A 26,299-nucleotide genomic window follows, 5' to 3' on the forward strand; every position below is an offset into this window, starting at 1 on the left:
GTTTGCAGTTTTGCAAATTTACAATTGAATTCTATGCTCACTTTGCAAATTTGCCAAGAAACCCTTGAGACAAAGGGTTTGGGCTGTATTTTCGCCGCAAAGCTTTTGCGCTCCAAACTGGCCACCTCTTGCTACACGCACAGTTCATGTGCGCAGATTTGCAAGGTCGGGCCCATGGTCAGGCCAAGGGCGCAATTTGGACAGGAAAGGGATGGCACATGAAAGACATTCTCCAGGAACTGCATGACCGCCGCGAAAACGCCCGTTTGGGTGGTGGCCAGCGCCGCATCGATAGCCAGCACGCCAAAGGCAAACTGACCGCGCGTGAACGTATTGATCTGTTGCTCGATGAGGGCAGCTTTGAAGAGTATGACACCTTTGTCGCCCATCGCTGTACTGATTTTGGTATGGAAGAAAATCGGCCCTATGGTGACGGCGTCGTCACGGGCTGGGGCACGATCAATGGTCGGATGGTGTATGTGTTCTCTCAGGACTTTACGGTTTTGGGGGGATCGGTCTCAGCGACCCATGCAGCCAAGATTTGCAAAGTTATGGATATGGCGATGCAAAACGGGGCGCCTATCATCGGCTTGAACGACTCCGGCGGTGCGCGGATCCAGGAGGGTGTTGATGCGTTGGCCGGATATGCCGAGATTTTCCAGCGCAACGTCTTGGCCTCTGGGGTGATTCCGCAGATTTCTGTGATCATGGGCCCTTGCGCGGGCGGCGCGGTCTATTCACCTGCGATGACTGACTTCATCTTTATGGTCAAAGACAGCTCTTACATGTTCGTCACCGGACCGGATGTGGTGAAAACCGTAACCAACGAGGTTGTGACAGCCGAAGAACTGGGCGGCGCAAGCACCCATACCAAGAAATCCAGCGTGGCCGATGGCGCGTTTGAGAACGACGTGGAGGCCTTGGCTGAAGTCCGCCGTTTGGTCGATTTCCTGCCGCTCAACAACAAAGAAAAGCCGCCGGTGCGCCCGTTCTTTGACGATGTGGATCGGATCGAAACCAGCCTCGACACGCTGATCCCGGCAAACCCCAACATGCCCTATGACATGAAGGAGCTGATTGCCAAGGTCGCGGACGAAGGTGACTTCTATGAAATTCAAGAGGACTTTGCGGGCAACATCCTGACCGGCTTTATCCGCCTTGAAGGCCAGACCGTGGGCGTCGTTGCCAACCAGCCAATGGTTCTGGCGGGATGCCTCGATATCGACAGTTCGCGCAAGGCTGCGCGTTTTGTGCGGTTCTGCGATTGCTTTGAAATTCCGATCCTGACACTGGTTGATGTTCCGGGCTTTTTGCCGGGCACGTCGCAGGAATATGGCGGCGTTATCAAACACGGTGCGAAGCTTCTGTTCGCCTATGGTGAGGCGACGGTGCCCAAAGTCACCGTTATCACCCGCAAAGCCTATGGCGGTGCCTATGACGTTATGGCGTCCAAGCATTTGCGTGGTGATGTGAACTACGCATGGCCAACGGCTGAGATCGCGGTGATGGGGGCCAAAGGCGCAACCGAGATCATCCACCGTGCCGATTTGGGTGACCCTGAGAAGATCGCGGCGCACACCGCGCAATACGAAGATCGCTTTGCCAACCCGTTTGTGGCGGCAGAGCGCGGCTTTATTGATGAGGTGATCCAACCGAAATCGACCCGCCGTCGCGTGTCACGGGCCTTTGCGATGCTGCGCGGTAAGCAGCTTAGCAACCCGTGGAAAAAGCACGATAATATTCCGCTGTAAGGATCGTTATGTCTGGGGGACCACATAAAGCTCGCCGGGGTTGGCATGAGGTGCGTGAAGGTACGCAACTGACGCTTACGCGGCATCTGCCAGCGCGTTTCGACGTGTTGGCCGAGACCACCCTGCCGCCTGCGCGGCGGGGGCGGTTGGCGCGTCAAATCAGGCAAGATCTGTGGCGCGAACTTAGGGGCTTGCGCGGTTTCTCACCTGTGATACTCATTGACGCTACGGAGGAGGGGGTAACGGTAAAGGCAGGCGGCCAGTTTTTGGTGCGCGGTGCGGTACCAAAGAACCTTTCAAACAGAATTCAAGCGCTGCTGGACAGCCCCGCGCATCGCGCGCGTTGGCTGACTTGGGCGCGGGTGCGACGCTCATGAGCTGGCGCACTTGGAATACGTCCCTGGGTGCGCCCGGGATTTTAGCAGCCCCGGCGGGAGGACCCTATGGGGGTCGGGGCTGCGCCTTACTTACTGCTTTCGCCATAACCTTCATGCCTGTTGTGACCCGCGCTCAAGAGCCTGTTGACGTGCCATCGGGCCTCAACGTTGTGTTCCACGATTGGCTGGATGACCAAGGTGCGCACCGCTTCCGCTTTGTTGCGCCTGAAATTGGCCCGGGCGGCAAAGACTTTAGTGATGTGCTCGATGATATGGCATTTTTATGCGATAAATTCGTGCTTCCGCAGCTTGAAATCCAAGGCCTGTCAGCGACCCAGGTCGTGATCAGTTTGATGCAAGAACCTGTCGATTTTGGCGAGCTTCAGCCCGAGACCACCCAGTATTTTGAAAGTTACAGCGTCGAAAACGGTCTCTGTATCTGGGAGGTTTTTTAATGACTACACAATATCTTGCGGGTCGACTCTCATGTGGACAACTTTTTGAGGCTTTGCAGTCACAGGATTTTCTCTCGGGAATGGGAACGTATCTTTTTGAGACCCTGTCGGCTATTTTGAGGCTCGATTGCTCCCAAGCAATCTTTACCTCGCAAAGGGAATTGGCGCGGCGTCAGAACCGTGTCCGTTTCGTTGACATTGACAGGAGTCTTAGATGTCCAAGAGCATCAAACTGCTTGCCATGTTCGCCATCGTCGCAGGCGTTTCCGCTTGTGGTGGCCAGCAAGAAGAAGAGTTCGTTGTCGTTGATCCAGAGCCGATCAGCGTTGAGCCCGTCTACACCGGCAAGTACAAGTAATTGTACCACGGGGCGGGCCTTTGGGCCCGCTCCGCACCGCGCCACATCTGAAACGGGCGCAAAAAAGCTTTGCAAAGCTTTTGTAAAACTCTTGCAAGAGTTTTCTTCGCGATGCACCCACCGTTGGGAATACCAATCGGAGGGTACACTATGCTAAAACATCGCGGCTTCCCCGGACGTTTGCCGGGCACAGATTTTCAATTCACAGTGCGTCGCCCAAACCCCAAAGGGGTCACCGCCATCACTGCGCGTGAGCGGTTTCGTGATCGTCGCCCCCCGGATCGCCGGGCGGATGCCGCGTTTATGGCGGCCTTGTGGACGCATTTTGGTGACCAGCCGTTTGAACGCGGCAATCTGGATGCGGGGCGTCTCAGCTGGCTGTTTGGCCGCGAGGTGCTGCCTTATGACGATCCATTTGATCCCGAAAGCTATGAAGCCTTGCTGGTGATTGATGAAACCGCGGCCCGCGCTGCGTTCCCTGAATCCTTCGACAATCCGGGGCAATGGGCATGATCCTGCTTGCGGCCATCCGATTTGCGCAAAACGCTGCCGAAATAGGCAGTCGTTTGTCTTTGCGCTATGCGATGGCCGATGGCTTTGGCAGCCTAAGGTTGAAAATTGAAACGCGAACCCAAGACGCGGTCATTTTTCATCGTGACCCTTCCCTTGCGGGGCGGTCTGGACATTCCCCTGTCCAGCCGCCCCACCTTTTCAGTCATTCTCGTAAAACTGTGGTTCGGCAAGGAGTTGCCGAGATTTCCTCATGTGACACAGCGCCGTGGACTGTTGGTGCGATTTCGTGGTCCTTGGCGGTATCCGTTATAAGGACCCTTGAGGAGAGAGCAGAATGCAAAATTTCAAATGGATGGCCGCTGGTCTTGCGCTTACGGCGCTTGCTGCATGCGGTGACACAATTGGCGAACAGGCGCTTGTCGGCGCAGGGGCAGGCGGCGCAGCAGCCGTTGTGCTTGAGCAAGACGCGCTTATCGGAGCGGCACTCGGAGCTGCCGGTAACATCGCCTATTGCCAGAAATATCCGGATCGCTGCTGACCCTCGTCAGCCTGCGGTTCGTAATGGGTTTGACCGTCTTTGGCCTCGGAGATCATCCGGGGCTGGGGGCGGTCTTTTTGCATGTTCTGGTGCGCGCCTTTGCGCCGCCGGGCCTGAGACATAAGGAAAGGGACAGACATGTTCGACAAGATCCTGATCGCCAACCGCGGCGAAATCGCCTGCCGGGTTATCAAGACCGCGCAAAAGATGGGTATTAAGACCGTTGCCGTCTATTCGGATGCGGACAAACAGGCGCTGCATGTGCAGATGGCAGACGAGGCCGTGCATATTGGCCCGCCACAGGCCAACCAGTCCTATATCGTGATCGACAAGATCATGGACGCGATCCGCCAGACCGGCGCGCAGGCGGTTCACCCTGGCTATGGTTTTTTGTCGGAAAACTCCAAATTCGCTGAGGCACTTGAGGCCGAAGGCGTCGCCTTTGTTGGCCCCCCAAAATTTGCGATCGAAAGCATGGGGGATAAAATCACCTCCAAGAAGATTGCTCAGGAGGCCAAAGTGTCAACCGTTCCGGGCTATATGGGTCTGATTGAAGACGCGGATGAGGCGGTGAAAATCTCCAACGAGGTTGGCTATCCTGTTATGCTCAAGGCTTCGGCTGGCGGCGGCGGCAAAGGTATGCGGATCGCCTGGAACGACCAGGAAGCCCGCGAAGGCTTTCAGTCGTCCAAGAACGAAGCGGCCAACAGTTTTGGCGATGACCGGATTTTCATTGAGAAATTCGTGACCCAGCCGCGTCACATTGAAATTCAGGTCCTGTGCGATGCCCATGGCAACGGCATCTATCTGAACGAGCGCGAATGCTCGATCCAGCGCCGTCAGCAAAAGGTTGTCGAAGAAGCGCCGTCACCTTTCCTTGATGAAGCCACCCGAAAAGCCATGGGCGAGCAATCGGTCGCCTTGGCCAAAGCCGTTGGCTACACCAGCGCGGGCACGGTTGAATTCATTGTTGATGGCGATCGTAACTTCTATTTCCTCGAAATGAACACCCGGTTGCAGGTGGAACACCCGGTGACGGAATTGATCACTGGTGTCGATCTGGTCGAACAGATGATCCGCGTTGCCAATGGCGAACCGCTCAGCATCACCCAGGACGACGTCCAGTTGAACGGTTGGGCGATTGAAAACCGCCTCTATGCCGAAGACCCGTATCGTGGCTTTTTGCCCTCAATTGGCCGTTTGACCCGCTACCGCCCACCGGCTGAAGTTGCTGCTGGCTTGATGGTTGAGAATGACAAATGGCAGGGCGATGCGCCTGTTGGTGAGCACGCGGTGCGCAACGATACCGGTGTCTATGAAGGCGGCGAGATCAGCATGTATTATGATCCGATGATCGCCAAACTGTGCACATGGGCCCCAACCCGTGAGGCCGCCATCGAAGAGATGCGTGTGGCGCTGGATGGGTTTGAAGTCGAAGGTATTGGCCATAATCTGCCATTCCTGTCGGCTGTTATGGACCACCCGGTCTTTATCAAAGGCGACATGACCACCGCCTTTATCGAAGAGCAATATCCTGACGGTTTCCAAGGTGTGACACTGGCCGATGCGGAGCTCCATCGTGTTGCTGCGGCTGCGGCGGCCATGAACCGTGTGGCTGAAATTCGCCGTGCGCGGGTGTCGGGCCGTTTGGACAATCACGAACGGGTTGTCGGGGCCGACTGGCATGTCAGCCTGCAAGGACGCGGGTTTGACGTGACAATTGCTGCGGATCAGGGCGGCTCTACTGTCCGGTTCGAAGATGGTTCTGAGCTGCGGGTCGAAGGCGATTGGACACCCGGAGATAGCCTTGCCCGGATGACCGTGAATGGCGATCCTTTGGTGTTGAAGGTCGACAAAATCACCCATGGGTTCCGTATGCGGACACGTGGTGCCGATCTCAAGGTGCATGTGCGCAGCCCGCGTCAGGCCGAACTTGCCAAGCTGATGCCCGAGAAACTGCCGCCTGATACGTCGAAAATGCTGCTATGCCCGATGCCCGGCCTGATCGTTAAGGTCAACGTCGAAGAAGGCCAAGAAGTTGAGGATGGTCAGGCGCTCTGCACCGTTGAGGCGATGAAGATGGAAAACATCCTGCGCGCCGAGAAGAAGGGCGTGGTTTCCAAAATTAACGCCGCTGCGGGGGACAGCCTTGCGGTCGACGACGTGATCATGGAATTCGAGTAATCCAGTGAAACGGGCCGCCACATATCTTTCCAGCTCCTCAGGGCTGGAAACCAAGCGTCAATCATTCTCGGCTATTCAGTCTGTGAATGAGTATTTGCGATTGGACACGGCGGATGGCGGCCCGATTGAACCTGATTGGTCTGGTGTGCGTGCTTTCAGCGCTGCTGGCGGGGTGCGCGCTGGACAAAGAGGCGGATTTGCGTCGGCATTTGTCGGGTTGGATTTTTGTGGCGCAAACCCGGTACTTCACGTCAAAAATGGTCTGTACGGTTGCGGTTTTCGATTTGGCCCGTTCCGAGATCAGCAGCAAAGTTTCACGCGCGACGTCTATCGACACGGCGCTGATACGTGTGCACAAGGGAATCCCAGTGTTGTTCGACATACCGGACATCAGCCCCAACAGTATTTCCGAACAACTGATGTCGCGCGATTTGGGCAAGGGCCTTGGCATGTTGTCCACCGGGGTCGGCCCGGCAAAGGATTGTATGGACGACGACGTGGCCGCGGCTTATTTCGCTGTTTTGATGTCTCCCGAGACGCGTACAGTCTACGACCCGGCTGGCGATGCCTTGCTGATGGTCTACCCGCCCGAAAACCTAGCCTTCTTTTTGCGCGGCAACGTTTAATCGCTCAACGTTCGCGTATCTCTTGCTGGCGTAGGGGGAGTTTGTCGATTGAGCGTGAAATTTCGCGCATGTCCCACGGGGCCGGTTTGCGTATTACCACGCTGCCGTCTTTGGCCAGGACAACAAGCATAAATCCACGCGCCCGCAATTTGTGCCGCACCGCGCTGTCGGCTGCGGGATCAGTGTCGGTGATCACGACCACATCCCGGTCCAGCAAAGCCTCTGGGCGGTCATTGATCAGCTCCATCTGCTTTGCAAAGCGCGGATCGTTAGGATTGTCTGCAAAAACGACAACAACGCGTTTTTGCCAGGCCCAATCCTCAAGCGTTGTCTCAGACGCGTCATGGATCAGGGTAAATGGCTCTTCGGCCTCGGTGGCGGAAAACGCCATAGTTCCAAGGGCTACGGGCACCAATGCCGCTAGGGCGAGACGAGAAAATGCGTTCATACACATAGATATAGGTGCAAGTTTGCGGCCTGCACAGGGTGCAGGTGGCGGTGGCTGTGAAAATTTTAGCATTAACGACATTGTCATAAGCAAGGCAGCAGGGTCGCAGGCATCTACAAATGCCTGCGCTATCCGTCGCGCAGGTCCGGTTAAGGGCCGTTGCCAAATGGACGTCATCATGCATATCGGTGCGCACCGCACCGGATCGACCAGCTTTCAGCAATACCTGCGTGCCAATCGCAGCGCTTTGAACCTACGGGGTGTTGGTTTCTGGGGGCCGTGGCGGACCCGTAAGGGCCTTTTGCATGGGGGCGCGGATCGACCGATTAACCCAGCCCAAGCGAGACGCGCCAAAGGGCGTGTGCAACTGAACCTGACAAGCGCCAAAGCGCATGGCGCAGAGGTTTTGGTTGTTTCGGACGAAAACATAATCGGCACCGCGCGTCGCAATCTTCGCACCGGTACAATGTATCCCGATATCGGCGAACGCATGGCGCGGATCAATGCGGCTTTTGCCCCGATCAAGCGCGTGGTTTTACAAATACGCTCGCCTGATCGTTGGTGGGCCTCTTCCATGTCATATCTGTTGCCGCGCGGTGAGGCGGTCTTGGACGAAATGGCACTGGACGCAATTGCCAAATCCGACCGGAGTTGGCGGCATGTGATTACCGATTTGGCCTGTGCTTGCCCAGATTCAGAAATCCTTGTCACCCCGTTTGAACGGTTCGCCCCACACCCGGACGAATTGCTGAGCCTTGCAATTGGAAGCGGCAACCTGCCGCCCGCAGGTCCGGGGCAATTCTGGGCCAATCGAAGCCCTGATCTCAAAACTTTGCGTAACGTTTTGATTGATCGCGGCGATTTCCCCGACCTGCTGCCCGACGACACGGGCCGCTGGCAGCCGTTCACCCCATTTCAGGCATCCGCTCTGCGCGAGGCCTATGCCGACGATCTGTATTGGCTGCGTGCCGGTGCAGAAGGGTTGGCAAAACTAAGAGAAGATCCCGTGCCCGCAAGATCAGCGAACAAGCTGGCGGCGTTGCCGACTGAGAGAGGACAAGCCTATGACAGATCTGCCCGACGATTGGAAGAAACTCGCTGAAAAAGAGCTGCGCGGACGTCCGTTGGACGATCTGACGTGGAACACATTAGAGGGGATCGACGTCAAGCCGCTTTACACGGCAGACGACACTGAGAACCTTGAACATATGGGCGGGACACCGGGTGTTGGCCCGTTCACCCGTGGTGTCAAGGCAACCATGTATGCCGGTCGTCCTTGGACAATCCGGCAATATGCGGGCTTCTCGACTGCAGAGGAATCAAACGCATTCTACCGCAAAAACCTGGCTGCGGGGCAACAGGGGGTGTCGGTCGCCTTTGATTTGGCCACCCACCGTGGGTACGACAGCGATCACCCCCGCGTTGTTGGCGATGTTGGCAAAGCTGGTGTTGCGATCGACAGCGTTGAGGACATGAAAATCCTCTTCGATGGTATTCCGCTCGACAAAGTGTCGGTGTCGATGACGATGAACGGCGCGGTGATCCCGATCCTTGCCAATTTTATCGTTGCGGGCGAAGAGCAAGGCCATGAAAAATCGCTTTTGGCGGGCACCATTCAGAATGATATTCTGAAGGAATTCATGGTGCGCAATACCTATATTTACCCGCCTGAACCGTCGATGAAGATCATTTCCGACATCATCGAATACACCTCGAATGAGATGCCGAAATTCAACTCTATTTCGATTTCCGGCTACCACATGCAAGAAGCCGGGGCCAATCTTGTTCAAGAGTTGGCCTATACGCTTGCCGACGGTCGGGAGTATGTCCGTGCCGCAATCGAAGCCGGCATGGATGTCGATAAGTTTGCTGGCCGCCTGTCGTTCTTCTTTGCGATTGGCATGAATTTCTTCATGGAAGCGGCGAAATTGCGCGCCGCACGGACCTTGTGGCACCGGGTCATGACTGAATTTGATGCGAAGTCCGAGCGTTCAAAAATGCTGCGCACCCATTGCCAAACCTCTGGCGTGAGTTTGCAAGAACAAGACCCCTATAACAACGTGATCCGCACGGCCTATGAGGCGATGAGCGCGGTTTTGGGTGGGACACAATCCTTGCACACCAATGCGTTGGACGAAGCGATTGCTCTGCCGACTGAGTTTTCGGCGCGTATCGCCCGAAACACGCAGATCATCTTGCAAGAAGAAACCGGTGTCACCAATGTCGTCGACCCGCTGGCGGGGTCATACTATGTCGAAAGCCTGACCGATCAGCTCATCAACGATGCCTGGGCCTTGATGCAGGAAGTTGAGGAAATGGGCGGTATGACCAAGGCTGTTGCCAGCGGTATGCCCAAACTTCGGATCGAGGAATCTGCCGCCAAACGGCAGGCGGCGATTGATCGCGGCGACGAAACCATTGTCGGTGTGAACAAATACAAGTTGGAGCAGGAAGACCAGCTCGACATTCTGGATGTTGACAACGTTGCCGTTCGCGAAAGCCAGATTGCGCGCCTTGAGAAAATGCGGGCTGATCGCGATGAGGATGTCTGTCAGGCCGCTTTGAACGAGCTGACACGCCGGTCAAAAGAAGGTGGAAACTTGCTTGAGGCCGCAGTTGAGGCGGCCCGTGCTCGTGCATCCGTGGGGGAAATCAGCATGGCGATGGAAGAGGAATTTGGCCGCCACCGCGCCGAGGTAAAGACCTTGGCCGGTGTTTATGGAGCTGCCTATGAAGGCGACGAAGGATTTGCCGCCATTCAAAAAGACATCGAGAAGTTTGCGCAAGAAGAGGGCCGCCGCCCGCGTATGCTGGTCGTCAAAATGGGTCAGGATGGGCATGATCGCGGTGCCAAAGTAATTGCGACGGCCTTTGCCGATATCGGTTTTGATGTTGATGTTGGCCCGTTGTTCCAGACCCCGGACGAAGCGGCGCAAGACGCCATTGATAACGATGTGCATGTGGTTGGCATCAGTTCTCAGGCTGCGGGTCACAAAACCCTGGCACCGCAACTGATTTCTGAACTCAAGGCACAAGGGGCAGGGGACATTTTGGTCATTTGCGGCGGTGTCATTCCGCAGCAGGATTATGATTTCCTGAAATCTGCGGGTGTCAAAGCGATCTTTGGCCCAGGTACCAATATTCCTGAGGCCGCGCAGGATATCTTGCGCCTGATCCGGGAGGCTCGGACCTAAGGGGCACACACCGCCTAGTAATCAAAAAAGTGAGCGCGCCTTTGCCATGCAGAGGCGTGTTTTGTCTGTTGCACCTCAGGTTCATCGCAGCCCAAGTGTTCAGTTTCGCGGACATTTTTCAAATCATTGGTGTTTTGCGCAAAGCTCTGTAGCCTGTAGCGGAGATCACACCAACCTCGCGGCAATAGGGGCGCAAACCAGATGCTGACACTCGATCATATCGCAGTTTTGGGGGAAACCTTGGAAGAGGCTGCTGCCCATCTTGAGGCTGCGTTGCATTCCCCGATGTTGCCGGGTGGAAAACATGACAGGTTCGGCACCCATAATCGGCTTTTGGGAATGGCCCCCGGACTTTATCTTGAGGCGATTGCAATTGATCCTTCGGCCGAGAAACCCAAGGACGCGCGATGGTTTGGGCTTGATGAGTTTTCTGGTGCTGCGCGTCTCGATAAATGGATTTGCCGGGTTGATGATATCGACGCGGCGCTGGCCCAATTGCCGATGGCCGGTCGTCGGGTTGATCTGTCGCGCGGGGAATTGCGGTGGTCGATGGCTGTTCCTGAGGATGGGAAGCTGCCATTTGACGGGTTTTTCCCGGCGCTTATTCAATGGCATAGCGATCTGATACCGGGTCGTATTTTGCCAGCGGGTGGTTTGGAGCTAGAGCAGTTGACCATTTCTCATCCTCAGGCAGATGCGCTGCAATCGGTCTTGGGGCCCTTGCTCACAACGCCGCAAGTGACGTTTGCGACTGGAAATGCCGGCATGTCGGCCAAAGTGTCTACTCCGCTTGGTTCCATGACGCTGACATAATCAGACCGGTTTGGGGGCGCGATGGGCGGTTAACCGCTAGCGGACTTTCGTTCAGAGGAGAATTTCATTCGCAATATTGCAACCCGGACAGAGGTCGGGCACAAGTCTGCCCGTTGGATCGGTCTGATCTTGTTACAGAATAATCTGGATTGATCGCCTGACAGTCGCTTGTTGCTGACGTAAGGTAGCTATTATGTCGATCTGGTCCCGCATATCTCAAGCTGTCGCCGCCCTCGCGTCTGGCGAGGCCTTGTCGGTTGTCTTTGACAAACTCCGCAGCCCGCCGGAGAAATCAATCGCTTTTACAATTGCTGTGATTGCGCTGTCTGCCAAAATGGCCAAGGCCGACGGTCTTGTGACACGCGACGAAGTCACTGCTTTTCGCGAGGTGTTTCACATATCAGCCGAAGATGAGGCTGGCGCTGCCAAGGTGTTTAACCTTGCACGTCAAGATGTTGCGGGCTTCGACGAATATGCCCGCAGGATCAAATCGATGTTCGGATCAGAACCCGAAGCGCTCTACGATCTGGTCGAGGGGCTCTTTCACATCGCAATGGCAGACGGGACATATCACCCAGCCGAGGACGCATTTTTAACCGAGGTCGCGCAGATTTTTGAGATCGACGATCTGAAATTTCGGACGATGCGGGCGCGATTTGTGCCCGACGCAACACCAGACCCCTACACCGTTCTGGGGGTCACCCCAGACATGCCAATTGATGAGATCCGCAAGCATTGGCGCCAATTGGTGCGCGAAAGCCATCCCGATGTGATGATTGCGCGCGGATTGCCCGAAGAGGCGATCAAACTGTCAGAGCGCCGGATGCAAGACATCAACGATGCCTGGGCCGAGATTAAGGCCCAGCTTACCGGAACGCGCAGTTGATGCGGATTGCCACCTATAATGTCGAATGGTTTGACGCGCTGTTTGATGTTCATGGGCAATTGCAGGCAGATGGGGAGTGGTCAGCCCGCTATAATATCACCCGTGCTCAACAGGCCGAAGCACTTGGCAAAGTCTTTACCGCGATGGATGCCGACGGGGTTATGATCATCGAGGCCCCCGATACCAGTTCCAAGCGGTCGACGACCAAGGCCTTGACGGGGTTTGCCGAGGTCTATGGATTGCGGACCCGTGAGGTGGTCACCGGTTTTGCCAATGACACGCAACAGGAAATTGCGTTTTTGTATGATCCCGATGTGCTGACGGTTCACCATGATCCCAAGGGGGCAGCGGAGCTTGATGCTCCTGTTTTTGATCAGGTTTTGGGCATTGATCTTGATATTGATGCGACGCGGGATGAGGTGCGTTTTTCCAAGCCACCGCTTGAGTTGTCAGTCACAACCCAATCCGGTGCGACTTTGCGGTTGATCGGAGCGCATTTGAAATCCAAGGCTCCGCATGGGGCACGATCGCGCGATGAAGTCATGCGCATTTCGATTGCCAATCGGCGTAAACAATTGGCGCAGGCGATTTGGCTGCGGCGGCGGGTTGATAGTCACCTAGCCGCAGATGAGCCGGTCATGGTTATGGGGGATCTCAACGACGGTCCTGGGCTTGACGAATATGAACACCTGTTCGGGCGAAGCTCGGTCGAAATTGTGTTGGGCGAGGGTGACACCGCGCTGTTTGATCCGCATGCCGATCAGGCCCTACGCAGTCGGCTTGGTGCGCATCCAACGACATCACGGTTTTTCATCAAAGACAAAAAACGCTATTTGCAGGCATTGTTGGACTACATCATGGTCTCGCGTGATTTGCAGAGCAAAAGTGGCGATTGGTGTATTTGGCACCCGTTCGACGACCCGCGTTGCTGGTCCATGCCGGAACTGCGGGAGGCCCTGTTGACGGCATCGGATCATTTTCCGGTGACACTGGATATTGAGCTTTAACTGCACCTTTCCCCTTACATGGATGTCAAGACGGCCTATATTGGTGGCATGACACGTTTAGCTGTACCAATCTTGATCGCCACTTTCGCCGCCACCCCGTTGGTTGCCCAAGACGACACTGGCCCCTCGCTGATGGAGCAGGGGGCGAAGCTGTTTTTCAAAGGGTTGATGGAAGAAATGGAACCCGCGATGGACGAGTTGGAAGGTTTGGCCCAAGAAATGGGGCCACTTCTTGACAAACTGTCCGCCGAGATGGCCCCCGTTATGGAAAAGCTGCTAGACGAGGTCGACGATTGGGCGGCGTATCAGCTTCCCGAAACGCTCCCCAATGGGGATATTATCATCCGCCGAAAAACGCCCAAGGAATTGGACGATGGTGATGATGGTGCCAGTGTCGATGAAGGCGAAAAAATCGACCTTTAGACCGTTTCGACCTGATGATTTTCTGCCGCCAGAGCAAGTGCCAAGGAATTGAAGCGCGCCTCGGTGGTTTCACCGTAAAGAGGCGCGGCCGTCTCTGACAGGCGGAGCAATAGCCGGCGATCTTGAATATCCCACATCAAATGGGCTTCTTCCTCTGTTAGTTTTTCCATCCAAAGCATCGCGCCCAAGCGCATGGCTTTTCCCAGAATTTCGGCTTCAAGCTGGTCTGCGTCTTCGAGCAATTCAAACAGGGGTTCAAAATGTGTGCCGTCCGGTTTGTTGCGATACCGGTATAGCAGCGCGATGCCCAAGAATATGCGTTCCGAGTGTTTGAGCCCGCCCAGATTGGCACGGGTGGCGTTGTCAAAGCAGATTTCGGCCCGATAATCTGGATGAGCGCGCCAGCTGACATCGTGCATCAGGCAAGCAGCCTTGATAAGCCGCTGTCGCGCGTCGTCAGCCTCGGGAAACAGCGGCAACACAAAGTCATACAGCCGTTTGCCAAATCCCGGAATTCGAGCATCTTTTGCTTCGGCAAAACGGCTGGCTTCAATGAGCGGGTCGCGTCGGCGAAGCTCTTCTGGCATTTGCTCATAGAGCATACCCTCACGAATCCCATAGCTGGAGATCGCAATATCTTTGGGTTTGAACTTGTCTAACAGCTCAGACAAAACTTCGGCGGCATAGGGAACCAGCGCCATACGTGTGGAGGAAATTTGGCATAGCTTTCGAAGCTCATTTGGTTCGTATTGCTTAATGAATTCAATGGTTTTTGCAACCGAGTCTGCATCCATTCGGTATTCATGTAAAACATGCAGCGGGTAGTCGCGGCGCAGCATGTCGATCTTTGCCAAGGTCCGCCAGCTGCCGCCGACCAAAAACAGGCGATCGCGTTGTTTGCCCATATGGTCTTTGAGTTCCTGCATGACCTTGCGGATTTGCGTCTGGCGTGCCTCTTGGCCACCGGGAATGTCGCGCAGTTTAAGCGGGCCAAGCGATGAGCTGATCCTGCGGCCGACTTCACCGTGATTGATTTCCGCAAGCTCCATCGACGAGCCGCCAATATCGCAGATCAGCCCATAGGAGCCCGGCCAACCAAGCAACACACCCTGGGCGGACAAACGGGCCTCTTCGTTGCCGTCAATGACATAGACCTTGAGACCGGTCTGCGTTTCAATTTCGGTTTTGAATTCTGAGCCGTCTGATGCTTCGCGCATGGCGGCTGTGGCGACCACGGTAAGCGGCGGCAAATCCATGCCATCGGCCAAACACTTAAAACGGCGTAGGGCCGTCATGGCGCGCTCTTTACCTTGGGGGTTGAGCTGGCCGGTTTCATTCATCCCTGCGCCAAGGCCGCAAAGAATTTTTTCGTTGAAGAAATAAGCAGGGCTGCGGGCTGCGCCATCAAAGACAACCATTCGGACCGAGTTTGATCCGATATCAACCACGCCGACCCGAGACAGGTCGCGTGATTTTGGGTCATCAAACAAGGGTCGTCCAAAGGAGCCCCAGTCGTCCGGCGGAAGGCTGTTTTGCATGGTGATTGACCCCCGTTCTTTCGGACATATGGCCTGAGGAACACCCGGGGGTCAATCACTTGAAAGCGCTTGTTTTAATCGTCAACCATAGGTTTAGCGGAAGAGCGCCAGCAAGGTTTGAGGAGATTGGTTTGCAATCGACAAGGCCTGAACCGCAAGTTGTTGTTGAACTTGCAGAGCTTGAAGCTTGGCCGAAGACTCTTCCATATTAGCGTCGGTCAACGCCCCAATGCCCGATTTCAACGTGTCGGTCAGTTTAGAGACAAAGTTGGATTGGGTTTCGATCCGCCCTTGGTCCGACCCGAACGAGGCCGAGGCCTCGACCGCGATTTGCAAAAGCCCTTCGATCCGTCCCAAAGCTTCGTCTGCGCCAGAGGCGGTCGAAACATCTAGATCCGCCAGATCTTCCAGCCCGCCACCAATGGAGCTGCCGGCATCGGCATCCAGTCGGTTGATGGCCACTTTGATGGTGTCTGATCCGGTGGTTACGGATGACGACATTGCAATGCTGGACCCTGAAAAATCCAAGGTCAGGGCGTCGCTATCATGGTTGTTGGTATGGGCAAAGGCTTGCCATTTTTTGCCAAGAGCATTGACCACATCGGCCATTGTGTCGCCCTCATGGGCCACATAGCTCATGTCACCCGCAGCCATTTCAGCTTGGGTTTCTGCTGAGGCGGCGGTTGATCGGAAATCGGCCTGAACAAAGCCAGAGTCGTTTGCATCCGTCCCAAAGACCGAAATCGAAAACACTGCTCCGGCCTCGGCGGTTAGCCCACTGGCGTCGATGGTCGCGGTTTGCGTGCCGTTCAACGTTGCCGTGGCGGCGTCCGCTGTATAGGTCCCGCCCGATGCGGCCACTGTTGAGGTGTTGGTGGACAAGTCATGCTTTTTGACATTCATGGTTCTGGTCGACACCCCGGTTGAGGAGCGATCAAGAGATGCCATGATGTTGATGCTGCCAGACCCGGCCGCGCTGTCTTGGCTCTTTAAGAGGTTTTCACCGTTGAATTGCGCCGCATTGGTAATGTCGTTGATCTGCGTGGTCAGCGCTTCAATGTCCGCTTGAATTTTGGTGCGATCAACGTTGTCTTCCTGGGCGGCGACAATCTTGCCTTTCATATCGGTCAAAAGGTCGGTGATTGTTTCGGCCCCTTGGCGGGCAACAGCCACCGTTGATTGGCCCAAGCTTAGGTTGTCAGAGATCGTTTTAAAACCTGCGACATCGGCTTCCATGGTTTTGGATATGGCCCATACAGCCGCATTGTCGCCGGGGCGTGATACTTTTTTACCGGTGGCAATCTCGGTCTGGACGGTGCTCAGCTCGCTGTTGATTGCTTTGAGCGTTTGCAGCGCAACACTAGCGCCATTGTTTGTTAGAATACTCGACATCAGTCTCGCCTCATTTTTCAGGTCAAGGCGTTTGCACGCCAGTGCCGCGCATTCACACGGCAAATCCAGCGTCTTCTGACGAGTGCAGTTCCGAAGGGCGGACTGCGCCACTTGTTGGTCAAGTGCACATTCACACTGTCAAAGCGGTCTTAACTGGGCTTTAACACTTTGCGGCGCTTGCAGGGTCATTCTATGGCGTAAATGTGGCACACCGCCCGATCTGAAAAAGCCGGGTTGATGATAACCCGGCTTTGTTCACCTGTCTTGCGAGGGGGTTAATCGCCGTGGGTCAGTTTGGGCACATCTTTGGCCCCGGCGGAACCACGTCCAGACAAGGACGGATTTTCCATAAAGAACCGGTGGCAGTTAAATGGTTTTTCACCTGTTGGCACATCGTGACGCGTGAATTTGCCACTTGGCTCCATCACCCAGCTCTGAGCTGTATCCGCAAGGTTCGCCGCCATAACTTGGCTGACGATCTGGGCTTTGACGGTGGCGTTTTCGATCTCAACCCCGGTTTCGATACGGCGGTTCAGGTTGCGCCCCATCCAATCCGCCGAGGACATAAAGACCCGCGCCTTTTTGTGCGGCAACCCGTGGCCATTGCCAAAACAGACGATCCGCGAATGTTCCAAAAAACGACCAACAACCGATTTGACCCGAATATTGTCTGACAACCCTTTGATCCCCGGACGCAATCCGCTGATCCCGCGGATCACACAATCAATGCGCACACCGTCCTGAGACGCCTTGTAGAGCGCATCAATGACTGTGGGTTCGATGAGCGAGTTCATCTTGATCCATATCTGCGCCGGGCGGCCTGCACGCGCGTGTGCTGCCTCGGCTTCGATCATCTCGATCATCGAGGACTTGAGCGTGTGGGGCGAAATCAACAAATTATCGAGCGAAGCCGGACGGGCGTAACCGCTCAGATAGTTGAAGATCTTGGCAGCATCCCGCCCCAAGGATTTATCACAGGTGAAAAAGCTCAGGTCGGTGTAAATCTTGGCGGTGATCGGGTGGTAGTTGCCGGTGCCCCAATGGGTGTAGGTGACAAGCTTGTCACCTTCGCGGCGTACGACGCTTGAAATCTTGGCGTGGGTTTTCCAATCAAGGAAGCCATAAACCACCTGCGCACCAGCCCGTTCCAATTTGCGCGACTGGCGAATATTAGCCGCCTCATCAAAGCGTGCTTTCAATTCCACCAATGCCGTGACCGATTTGCCGTCTTCGGCGGCCTCACACAAGGCTTCAACGATGGGTGAATAATGTGATGTCCGGTAAAGGGTCTGTTTGATCGCCACGACATTGGGATCCATCGCTGCCTGACGCAAAAAGCGCACCACCATATCAAAGGTTTCATACGGGTGATGAAGCAACATGTCTTTTTGTTTGATGGCCTCAAACATGTCGCCATCATGGTCTTGGACCCGTTCGGGCACACGCGGTGTAAAAGACGGCCAGAGCAAATCGGGCCGCTCGTCAATCACCAAATGTTTGGTGTCTGCGATGCCGATCAGACCTTCTTGTTCGATGACATCCTGTTCGTTGACATGCAATTCTTGCATGACAATGTCGCGCAGTTTGTCAGACGTGCCTCCTGTGATCGTCAGGCGCACAACTTCGCCGCGACGACGACGTTTCAAGGCGACTTCAAATTCACGCACCAGATCTTCGGCTTCTTCTTCAACTTCGATATCGCTGTCACGCAGGACACGGAAGCCGAAATGATCGCGACAGCGGTAACCTGGAAACAGCCCCTCGATATGAAGAAGTAAAACATCTTCAAGCAGGATAAACCGGTGTGTTCCGTCCGCCGCTGGTAGTTTCATAAAGCGGTCAATCTGGGCCGGAATCGGCACCAGGGCCTGTAACCCTTTTTTGTCTTTCAACCGCTCAAGCTGCATCGCAATGCAGTATCCAAGGTTGGGAATGAAGGGAAACGGATGCGCGGGATCAATTGCCAGAGGCGACAATACCGGAAAGACCTGATCCAAGAACGCGGAATTCAAGAAGGCTTTGTCGTCTTCGGTGATGCCATCGCGAGTGACGATTTCAATGCCTTTGGTTTCAAGTTCCGCGCGCAGTTTGACAAAAACCTGCTGTTGCTTTGCCATCAGATCGCGGGCGTCTTCGTCGATCAAAACCAATTGTTCGGCGGGGCTTAGCCCATCGGCGGCGGGCGTTGTGTTCCCGGCATGCGCCAGTTCGCGAAGACCAGCGACGCGAACCGTATAGAATTCATCCAGATTGGTCGCTGAAATCGACAGAAAGCGCATGCGTTCCAAGAGTGGAACCCGTGGGTTTTCCGCCTCTTCGAGAACGCGCCAATTGAAGCCGAGCCAGCTAAGTTCGCGGTTGTAGAAACGACCGGGTCCGGTGATGTCCAAATCAGGAAGGTCGGTCGCGGCGGGCAGCGGGGATTTGAGAAAGTCAGCTTGTGTCATAGGGTCTTATGCGATCTTTTTTGCAAAGCTTTAATGACATAAGTCTATCACTCAAACTTCTATGTGTCAGACGGGCTTTCTAGCTCGGCTAAAATTTGAATAGCCAATGGTCGATTGACCCCAGATGGGCGGGTTAATGATGCTCGATCGAGCTTATCCACAATTGTTCGCGCTGCGTGATAGCTGCGGGGCATTTGCCGCAACAGGTAGGGGATCACGTCGCTGGCCGGAACAATTTGGCGATCCGCAAACAGTTTCACCAACAAAGCCGACAAAAGCATGTCGTCGGGCCCGCTCAGCGCCGCCGATTGCGCGCCCATGATTCGGCTGTGCAAATCAGGGAGGCTTAGCGGCCAGAGATTGGGCGCGGCCGCCCCAGTGATCATCAAGGAATGTCCCTGTTCAAGCACCAGATTGTGCAGATGAAACAGCGCCTCTTCGGCATGCATGTTTCCAGCAATTTGATCAACGTTTTCAACACAGATCGACCCTTGGGCCAATTGCGGAATATCGGCGTATTCCAATCCCTGCGCCGCCACAATGCGCGCGCCGGATTTCTTGGCCCAGACATGCGCAAGATGAGTTTTTCCAGATCCTGCCGGCCCGTTAAGCACCATCTTACGCGACGGCCAGTTTTCCCAGCCTTCAACCAAGGCCACGGCAATGGCATTGGATTCGCTGACAAAAAAGTCGTCCCGACCCAGCGCCGTCAAAACGGGCAGGGGGATCTGCAATTGTTCGACCAACATTATGTATCCTTGTCTTCCGCCAGTCCGCGATAAAGAAGGCTGCCCTTATACTGCGACAATGCAAAGCGAGCCAAGACCCCAATTGCAGCGGCAACCGGAACGGCGACCAGCATTCCGACAAATCCAAAGAGAGAGCCAAACACAGACAGCGCCAACAAAAGCCAAACCGGATGAAGACCAACCGAAGAGCCGACAAGCCGTGGGGTGAGGACATTGCCCTCGATAATCTGACCCGATTGGAAAATGGCCCAAACCGCAATGATCAGCGGCCAGTCGCCCCAGAATTGGAAGAGCGCTAACCCAATTGCCAAAGCGCCCCCAACCAGTGCCCCGACATAGGGAATAAAGGTCAGCACGCCTGCGATGACGCCGACGACCAAGCCAAATTGCAAGCCAACAAGCCACAGGCCAAAGGCATAATAGATGCCAAGGATCAAACAAACAGAGCCCATTCCGCGAACAAATCCCGACAATACCCCGTCGATTTCACGCGCCAGCATGCGAACGGTGGGGGCATGGTCGCGGGGCAAAAGGGAGTCGATGCGCTCAACCATGCGGTCCCAATCCACCAAAAGGTAGACGGACACCACCGGTGCAATCAGCATCAAGATGGCGACGTCGACGATGGATTTTGCTGAGTTGAACAGGGTTCCAAGAACCTGGGCGCTCTTTTCCTGTATGATCTGGCCGATTTTGAGTAGGGAATCATGCACGACGCCGGCATCGTCCGTCAGATAGGGGAACCGTTCGTTCAGGAATGACTGCAAATCTCGGAGCAATTGCGGCGCGGTCTGAGCCAAGGACACCGCCTGTTGTATCAGGGTCGGAATAACGGCCAGCAACATGATCCCAAAGGTCAAAACGCCGATCACCGTGATCGTCGCCGTGGCCGCAGAGCGCGACAGGCCCATGCTTTCAAGGCGGTCGGCAACGGGATCAAGGAAATAGGCAATCGCACCGCCAATCACAAACGGCAGCAATACATCACCGAGAAACCACAGGGTCAGCGCAGACACCGCTGTCGTGATTCCCCAGTACTTGATCTGATCTTTGACGGGCAGGGCCATTTGCGCTCCTTTTCCGTCTCTACATTGCGTGGAAACCGCGTTGTTTCAAGTGTTCATCCCGCTTTATCCGCCTGCATCAGGGATAATAGCAAATGCCGTTCAATTTCGCCTCGTTCTCCGGTCGTGCGTGCCAGCTGTTCAAGCCCAAGATGGGCCGCGTAGAACAGTCGGGCATGGGTCATGTCGGCATCCGTGCCCAATCGGGTGAGCTGTTCGTGCAGGAAGCTGATCCGGCGCTTGTCAACGTCGATGAGCGCGGCCTCAGCGTCTGGGTCGGTGCGGGCCCATTCCCGAATTGCGGGCTCAACACCGATCCCGCCAAACCTGTCGGGCGCGTGGCTGGCGGTTTTGATCAGCGCAAGCAGTTGATTGTGCCCTTTCGGCAAATCTTGCAAATTGGCAATGATTGCGTCTGTCGCTTTGTCCTTCCAAAGCGTCAACATGGCCGTTTTGAATGCCTTGAGGTCTTTAAAGTGCCAGTAAAATGACCCCTTGGTTGTCTTGAGATCACGGGCAATTGCCTCAGCACGAATAGCACTTGGGCCACCTTGGGCCAGCGCGCGAAACCCGGCAGCCAGCCAGTCTTCTTGTGACAATCGTTTTTGCATCAGTCGGCCTCACCATACGGTAACGTATTGACTCGGTGTAGCGCTGGAGCAAAACCATACGCAACCGTATGGAGGTGAAGGCATGTCAAAACCCTATCTTGGACTAACTGTCTTGATGATTTTTATCGTCGTTGTGCATGTGTTCTTGGGCGGTCCGCAATATGCTGCTGCATTTGCCGAGCAGCTCTCGACCCCTGATCTGCGCGCAATGTCTGGCGTGCTGTGGCATGCGGTGACTGTTGCGCTCATTGGGTTTGCGATCAGCTATATGTGGCTTGCGTTCCATCACAACCCGGCGCTGTGTGTCGCCGTCTCGGTCTTGCAAATCGGATGGGCAGGGCTTTTTCTGTATTACGGCATCACTCAGCTTGGTGAGCTTGGCACCCAACCCCAATGGGTCTTGTTTCTGGGCTTTCCGATGGCGGCCTATTGGGCCGAACGGCAGCGGCGCAATATGGTCGGCTCGGGCCCGTCACACATCAGAGCGGTGGCGAATAGACAGGGCGAGGCGCGCTGAGCCCTTGCCAAGCGCGGCAGCATAGCTCAAAACCGCTTGGACACTGTATCAAGGGACATACTGATGCGCCTTTCCCGCTATTTTCTGCCGGTTCTCAAAGAAACACCTTCCGAGGCTCAGATCGTCAGCCACCGCTACATGCTGCGTGCTGGGATGATCAAACAATCGAGCGCGGGGATTTACTCCTGGCTGCCGCTTGGCTTCAAGGTGTTGAAAAACATCGAAAACATCGTTCACGAAGAGCAAGTCCGCGCCGGGCATATCCCGATGCTGATGCCAACGGTGCAATCGGCGGATCTGTGGCGTGAGAGCGGGCGATATGACGATTACGGCGAAGAGATGCTGCGCATCAATGACCGCCATGGCCGCGATATGCTCTATGGTCCCACCAACGAAGAGCTGATCACCGACATTTTCCGCAGCCATGTGAACAGCTACAAAGACCTTCCGCTGACACTGTATCATGTGCAATGGAAGTTCCGTGACGAAGTGCGCCCGCGCTTTGGTGTGATGCGTGGCCGTGAATTTTACATGAAAGACGGCTATAACTTCGATCTCACCAAAGAGGACGCGTTGCACGCCTATAACCGTCATTTGGTCAGCTATCTGCGCACCTATGAACGCATGGGGCTGCAGGCGATTCCGATGCGGGCCGATGGTGGACCAATTGGGGGCGATTACACGCATGAATTCCTCGTGTTGGCAGACACCGGCGAAAGCGAAGTGTTCTATGACAGCGCCGTGACCGACCTGAGCTTTGGCGATCGTGACATCGATTACGACAGCGTTGAACAGTGCCAAGGCGTCTTGGAAGAGTTCACAACCAAATACGCCCGCACTGATGAAACCCATGATGACGCGCTGTTTAACGAGGTTCCCGAGGAACGCCGTCGCACCGCGCGCGGTATCGAAGTGGGGCAGATTTTCTATTTTGGTACCAAATACTCCGAAGCCATGGCGGCCAGCGTGCAAGACGCCGATGGCAAAAAGGTTCCGGTTCATATGGGGTCGCACGGCATTGGCGTGTCACGTCTGTTGGGGGCAATCATCGAAGCGTCGCACGACGACAAGGGCATCATCTGGCCCGAAGGTGTGACGCCGTTCCATTGCGGGATCGTCAACCTTAAGGCTGGCGATGAGGCGGCGGATGCGGCCTGTGATACAATCTATAACGCGCTCACAGCACTTGGTCTTGAGCCGCTCCTGGATGACACCAAGGAACGCGCTGGGGGCAAGTTTGCCACGATGGATCTTATCGGCCTGCCTTGGCGGATCACGGTTGGTCCACGTGGGCTCAAAAACGGTGTGGTGGAACTGACCTCGCGCCGGACCGGCGAAAGCGAAGAAATGCCGCCAGAAGCCGCGATCGAGCGTATCGCGCAAATCTATGGCAAGGCGGTTGCCAGTTAATCTGGCAAATTCCCCCTGACAGTTCGCCCTGCCTGTTTTAGGCTGGGCGAAAACAGGCGGGGCATATTATGGTACTGAGAGTTTTGGCAATGGCAGGCGGATTGGCCGGTGCGGTTGGATTCTCACAATTCCCTGAATTTTCACAACAATATGCCCAGAGATTGGGCGGCGCCGTAGATGAGATGTCTGCGATCGTCCAAAAGTATGAAACCGACGCTGCCCAAGCGGGGTTGTCTCTTGACGCCTATATTCAGTCCCTGTCGCAAGAAGGGCCGCTGAGCCAAACCCAAGCCACAAATATGTCAACCCATGTGCAACGGCACAGCTATCTGGTGTCCGCCCAAGAGGCGCTCAACGGGGCAGGGCCATTTATGCGGGCGCGGCTGGCGGGGTATATGGGCGATCAGGATGTTGCCAAACAGGCGTTTGACGACTTCAAGCCCGCCCTCCCAGCGACCTTCGAAGGCGCTGTTTTTGCCGGAACCGGGTTTCTGGGGGGATGGCTCAGCCTCAGCGCGGTGTTCGCGCTTTTGACTGGGCTGTGGACAAGCGTCACCGGCATATTCCGGAAACGCGCGACTTAAAACGCCAGCCTTAACTTAAAACACCAGCCTTACGAGACGGCTTGCACCTCGGCGACAATCCCATCGACGACCTGTTCCAACAAGCCGGGGTCTTCGCATTCGGCCATAACTCGGATCAGTGGCTCCGTACCGGATTTGCGGATCAAGAGGCGGCCCTTGCCGTGCAACAAACCTTCGGCTTCGCTGATCGCGTTTTTAACGGTCCCAACATCCAAAGGCGTTTGACCTTCGCCGAAACGAACGTTTTTGAGCAATTGCGGCACGGGTTCAAAGCGGCGTGTCAATTCAGAAGCCGGGCGACCACTTCGCACCATTTCCGCCAAGAACTGCATGCCCGCCATAAGCCCGTCACCGGTTGTGGCATAGTCCGTCATTACGATATGGCCCGACTGTTCACCGCCAAGGTTCCAGCCATTTTTACGCATGGCTTCAACAACATATCGGTCACCGACCTGGGTGCGCTCCAGACGAAGCCCTTTGTTCTCAAGGAACCGCTCAAGCCCCAGATTTGACATGACCGTCGCAACCAGAGCCCCTCCGGCAAGTCGCTCTTCGGCGGCCCAGCGTTCCGCCATCAGCGCCATGATCTGATCACCATCCGCGATCTGACCCTTTTCGTCGATCAAAATGATCCGATCCGCGTCGCCATCCAAGCAGATGCCAACATCGGCCCCGTTTTCGATCACAGCAGCGGCCGCTTTTTGCGGCTTGGTTGATCCGCAACCCTCGTTGATGTTGAGGCCGTTCGGCTCAATCCCGATGGGAACAACTGTCGCGCCGAGTTCCCACAAAATTTCAGGTGCCGAGCGATAGGCGGCCCCATTGGCGCAGTCGACAACAACCTTGATGCCATCCAAACGCAACCCCGATGGCAGCGTTGATTTTACGCGCTCCTGATAGCGCGAGCGGCCATCGTCAATGCGTCGGGCTCGGCCGATATTTTCGGGATGGGCCGGGCGCACTCCGGCCGACACCAAGGCTTCGATTTCGGCTTCGACCTTGTCCGAGAGCTTAAACCCATCGGGGCCGAAAAATTTGATGCCGTTGTCAACAGCCGGGTTGTGGCTGGCCGAAATCATAATGCCCAGATCGGCCCGCATTGAGGGGGTCAACAAGCCAACGGCAGGGGTGGGAACCGGCCCCAAGAGTAGAACATTCATCCCCGTCGAGGTCAGCCCGGCGGTCAGCGCATTTTCAAACATATAGCCCGAAAGACGCGTGTCTTTTCCGATGACGACACGGTGTACGCCGCCGTGTTCATTGCGAAAATACCGTCCCACTGCCGCGCCCAACATCAGGGCCATTTCTGCCGTCATTGGGAAGGCATTCGCCGTTCCACGAACCCCGTCCGTTCCAAAAAGCTTACGTGTCAAATTGTTCTCCTTTCCAAATGGCCTTCCAGACGTCGATGGCCTGTTTGGTTTCAGCGACGTCGTGGATGCGCAGGATCTGAACGCCCTGACCAACCGCCGCGAGGGCCGTTGCGACGGACCCAGGCATGCGCGCCGAGGCTGGAAGGACCCCGGTAATTTTTCGAATAAATCCCTTGCGCGAGGCCCCAAGTAAAATTGGGCAGCCAAGGGCGTGAAACAGCGAAATTCCGTTTAACAGAGCAAGGTTATGCTGAAGGCTTTTGCCAAACCCGATACCGGGATCGACAATAATATTGTCCCGCGAAATACCAAGCTCTGCGAGCATCGAAATCTGCGCGTTGAGAAAATCGAACACATCCAGCAAGACGCAATCGTAATTTGGATCCAACTGCATGTCTTCTGGTTCACCTTGGGAATGCATAATGCAAACTGGCAGGTTCTGTTCGGCGCAATAGCGCCCGAGCATGCGGTCATAGGTGAAGCCGGACACATCATTGATGATACTGGCACCGGCATGAACGGCGGCTTCGGCAACACTGGATTTGCGGGTATCTACGGATACTGGAAGCGGCTGATTGTGACGCACGGCGCGAATAACCGGTTCAATCCGGGCGATTTCCGCCTCTGCAGGAACGGTTTGGGCACCGGGTCTGGTGCTTTCACCGCCCACATCCAAAAGATCGGCCCCGTCTTGAGCCATTTGTTCCGCTCGTTGTAAGGCCCGCGCGGGCGTTACATGCAGCCCGCCATCCGAGAAACTGTCAGGTGTGACGTTCAAAATGCCCATAAGGCGGGGTTGATCCAAAGTCATGCCCGCGATCGGGGCACGTGGGGCGCTGATCTTGGCTATCCAGTCGGCGGGGACGTCGTCCATATGAATGACCGTCTGGCTGTCATCGTCGCGCCGGTGCAAAACGGCGTGTGTGAACCATCCAGATCCCCCAGCAACCGCCAAGGCATTGGACGGACGCGGGATGTCAAAACGGACAAGTGGTCGGTAGTACTCGTTCATTCTGCTTCCGTGACTGATCCTTGCCAATT

The 26,299-nt window shown here is 55.5% G+C and carries 25 protein-coding genes; 16 read left to right on the forward strand and 9 right to left on the reverse strand.

The window, feature by feature from the left end; genetic code table 11:
• The first annotated feature begins 218 nt into the window (after positions 1–218).
• The 7 genes from ACRBB0_RS12470 to ACRBB0_RS12500 all read left to right on the forward strand — a co-directional run bounded on the left by ACRBB0_RS12470 (position 219) and on the right by ACRBB0_RS12500 (position 6,802).
• Positions 219–1,751, forward strand: a complete 1,533-nt coding sequence (locus tag ACRBB0_RS12470) for an acyl-CoA carboxylase subunit beta (RefSeq protein ID WP_431374760.1) — start codon at positions 219–221, stop codon at positions 1,749–1,751.
• 490 nt (positions 1,752–2,241) lie between these two features.
• Entirely contained in the window at positions 2,242–2,583 is a 342-nt protein-coding gene (locus ACRBB0_RS12475; protein WP_431374761.1) for a DUF6497 family protein, read from the forward strand.
• Positions 2,584–2,797: 214 nt separating this feature from the next.
• Positions 2,798–2,941 carry a hypothetical protein gene (locus tag ACRBB0_RS12480; protein WP_299928030.1) on the forward strand — a complete coding sequence of 48 codons (144 nt, stop codon included), beginning with the start codon at positions 2,798–2,800 and terminating at the stop codon, positions 2,939–2,941.
• A 150-nt stretch (positions 2,942–3,091) separates the two neighbouring features.
• Positions 3,092–3,454: a hypothetical protein gene (locus ACRBB0_RS12485; protein WP_431374762.1), complete on the forward strand. Its 363-nt coding sequence runs from the start codon at positions 3,092–3,094 to the stop codon at positions 3,452–3,454.
• Between the two features lie 334 nt (positions 3,455–3,788).
• Positions 3,789–3,992: a hypothetical protein gene (locus ACRBB0_RS12490; RefSeq protein WP_431374763.1), complete on the forward strand. Its 204-nt coding sequence runs from the start codon at positions 3,789–3,791 to the stop codon at positions 3,990–3,992.
• Between the two features lie 138 nt (positions 3,993–4,130).
• A complete protein-coding gene (locus ACRBB0_RS12495; protein WP_431374764.1) occupies positions 4,131–6,176 on the forward strand; it encodes an acetyl-CoA carboxylase biotin carboxylase subunit in 2,046 nt (681 codons plus the stop codon).
• A gap of 113 nt (positions 6,177–6,289) precedes the next feature.
• Positions 6,290–6,802: a hypothetical protein gene (locus tag ACRBB0_RS12500; protein WP_431374765.1), complete on the forward strand. Its 513-nt coding sequence runs from the start codon at positions 6,290–6,292 to the stop codon at positions 6,800–6,802.
• A gap of 4 nt (positions 6,803–6,806) precedes the next feature.
• Here the strand turns inward: ACRBB0_RS12500 and ACRBB0_RS12505 are convergent, their stop codons facing one another.
• Entirely contained in the window at positions 6,807–7,250 is a 444-nt protein-coding gene (locus ACRBB0_RS12505; protein WP_431374766.1) for a DUF4174 domain-containing protein, read from the reverse strand.
• Positions 7,251–7,416: 166 nt separating this feature from the next.
• Between ACRBB0_RS12505 and ACRBB0_RS12510 the strand changes: the two genes are divergently transcribed.
• The 6 genes from ACRBB0_RS12510 (at position 7,417) to ACRBB0_RS12535 (ending at position 13,573) form a co-directional block, all read left to right on the forward strand.
• Positions 7,417–8,352 (forward strand): hypothetical protein, encoded by a 936-nt coding sequence (locus ACRBB0_RS12510; protein ID WP_431374767.1) that lies wholly within the window; start codon positions 7,417–7,419, stop codon positions 8,350–8,352.
• Positions 8,315–10,444, forward strand: a complete 2,130-nt coding sequence (gene scpA, locus ACRBB0_RS12515; RefSeq protein WP_431374768.1) for a methylmalonyl-CoA mutase — start codon at positions 8,315–8,317, stop codon at positions 10,442–10,444. Before ACRBB0_RS12510 ends, scpA begins: the two co-directional genes overlap by 38 nt.
• A gap of 201 nt (positions 10,445–10,645) precedes the next feature.
• On the forward strand, positions 10,646–11,257 hold the full coding sequence (locus ACRBB0_RS12520; protein ID WP_431374769.1) for a VOC family protein: 612 nt from the start codon (positions 10,646–10,648) through the stop codon (positions 11,255–11,257).
• Positions 11,258–11,450: 193 nt separating this feature from the next.
• Positions 11,451–12,143, forward strand: a complete 693-nt coding sequence (locus ACRBB0_RS12525) for a TerB family tellurite resistance protein (protein ID WP_431374770.1) — start codon at positions 11,451–11,453, stop codon at positions 12,141–12,143.
• Positions 12,143–13,150, forward strand: a complete 1,008-nt coding sequence (locus ACRBB0_RS12530) for an endonuclease/exonuclease/phosphatase family protein (RefSeq protein ID WP_431374771.1) — start codon at positions 12,143–12,145, stop codon at positions 13,148–13,150. Before ACRBB0_RS12525 ends, ACRBB0_RS12530 begins: the two co-directional genes overlap by 1 nt.
• A 48-nt stretch (positions 13,151–13,198) precedes the next feature.
• Entirely contained in the window at positions 13,199–13,573 is a 375-nt protein-coding gene (locus ACRBB0_RS12535; RefSeq protein ID WP_431374772.1) for a hypothetical protein, read from the forward strand.
• Here the strand turns inward: ACRBB0_RS12535 and ACRBB0_RS12540 are convergent.
• The 6 genes from ACRBB0_RS12540 to ACRBB0_RS12565 form a co-directional block, all read right to left on the reverse strand.
• A complete protein-coding gene (locus ACRBB0_RS12540; RefSeq protein WP_431374773.1) occupies positions 13,570–15,111 on the reverse strand; it encodes a Ppx/GppA family phosphatase in 1,542 nt (513 codons plus the stop codon). The two genes, ACRBB0_RS12535 and ACRBB0_RS12540, sit on opposite strands and share 4 nt — an antisense overlap.
• A gap of 93 nt (positions 15,112–15,204) precedes the next feature.
• On the reverse strand, positions 15,205–16,503 hold the full coding sequence (locus tag ACRBB0_RS12545) for a flagellin (protein ID WP_431374774.1): 1,299 nt from the start codon (positions 16,501–16,503) through the stop codon (positions 15,205–15,207).
• A 275-nt stretch (positions 16,504–16,778) separates the two neighbouring features.
• Positions 16,779–18,950 carry an RNA degradosome polyphosphate kinase gene (locus tag ACRBB0_RS12550; protein ID WP_431374775.1) on the reverse strand — a complete coding sequence of 724 codons (2,172 nt, stop codon included), beginning with the start codon at positions 18,948–18,950 and terminating at the stop codon, positions 16,779–16,781.
• Positions 18,951–19,009: 59 nt separating this feature from the next.
• On the reverse strand, positions 19,010–19,699 hold the full coding sequence (locus ACRBB0_RS12555) for a chromosomal replication initiator DnaA (RefSeq protein ID WP_431374776.1): 690 nt from the start codon (positions 19,697–19,699) through the stop codon (positions 19,010–19,012).
• Positions 19,699–20,766 (reverse strand): AI-2E family transporter, encoded by a 1,068-nt coding sequence (locus ACRBB0_RS12560; protein WP_431374777.1) that lies wholly within the window; start codon positions 20,764–20,766, stop codon positions 19,699–19,701. The genes ACRBB0_RS12555 and ACRBB0_RS12560 overlap by 1 nt, the downstream gene beginning before the upstream one ends.
• 53 nt (positions 20,767–20,819) lie before the next feature.
• Positions 20,820–21,374 carry a TetR/AcrR family transcriptional regulator gene (locus ACRBB0_RS12565; protein WP_431374778.1) on the reverse strand — a complete coding sequence of 185 codons (555 nt, stop codon included), beginning with the start codon at positions 21,372–21,374 and terminating at the stop codon, positions 20,820–20,822.
• An 82-nt stretch (positions 21,375–21,456) separates the two neighbouring features.
• On the opposite strand from ACRBB0_RS12565, the gene ACRBB0_RS12570 reads away from it, so the two are divergent.
• The 3 genes from ACRBB0_RS12570 (at position 21,457) to ACRBB0_RS12580 (ending at position 23,885) form a co-directional block, all read left to right on the forward strand.
• Complete coding sequence (locus tag ACRBB0_RS12570) at positions 21,457–21,891, forward strand: hypothetical protein (RefSeq protein WP_431374779.1); 435 nt, start codon at positions 21,457–21,459, stop codon at positions 21,889–21,891.
• Between the two features lie 63 nt (positions 21,892–21,954).
• Positions 21,955–23,301, forward strand: a complete 1,347-nt coding sequence (gene proS, locus ACRBB0_RS12575) for a proline--tRNA ligase (protein WP_431374780.1) — start codon at positions 21,955–21,957, stop codon at positions 23,299–23,301.
• Positions 23,302–23,369: 68 nt separating this feature from the next.
• On the forward strand, positions 23,370–23,885 hold the full coding sequence (locus ACRBB0_RS12580; protein ID WP_431374781.1) for a DUF2937 family protein: 516 nt from the start codon (positions 23,370–23,372) through the stop codon (positions 23,883–23,885).
• A 29-nt stretch (positions 23,886–23,914) separates the two neighbouring features.
• Here ACRBB0_RS12580 and glmM read toward each other — a convergent pair whose 3' ends face one another.
• Together glmM and folP are read right to left on the reverse strand one after the other, a co-directional pair.
• Complete coding sequence (glmM, locus tag ACRBB0_RS12585) at positions 23,915–25,258, reverse strand: phosphoglucosamine mutase (protein WP_431374782.1); 1,344 nt, start codon at positions 25,256–25,258, stop codon at positions 23,915–23,917.
• A complete protein-coding gene (folP, locus tag ACRBB0_RS12590; protein WP_431374783.1) occupies positions 25,248–26,270 on the reverse strand; it encodes a dihydropteroate synthase in 1,023 nt (340 codons plus the stop codon). Before folP ends, glmM begins: the two co-directional genes overlap by 11 nt.
• Between the last annotated feature and the right edge of the window lie 29 nt (positions 26,271–26,299).

This window comes from Pelagimonas sp. (genome assembly GCF_050633425.1).
Lineage (GTDB): Bacteria > Pseudomonadota > Alphaproteobacteria > Rhodobacterales > Rhodobacteraceae > Pelagimonas.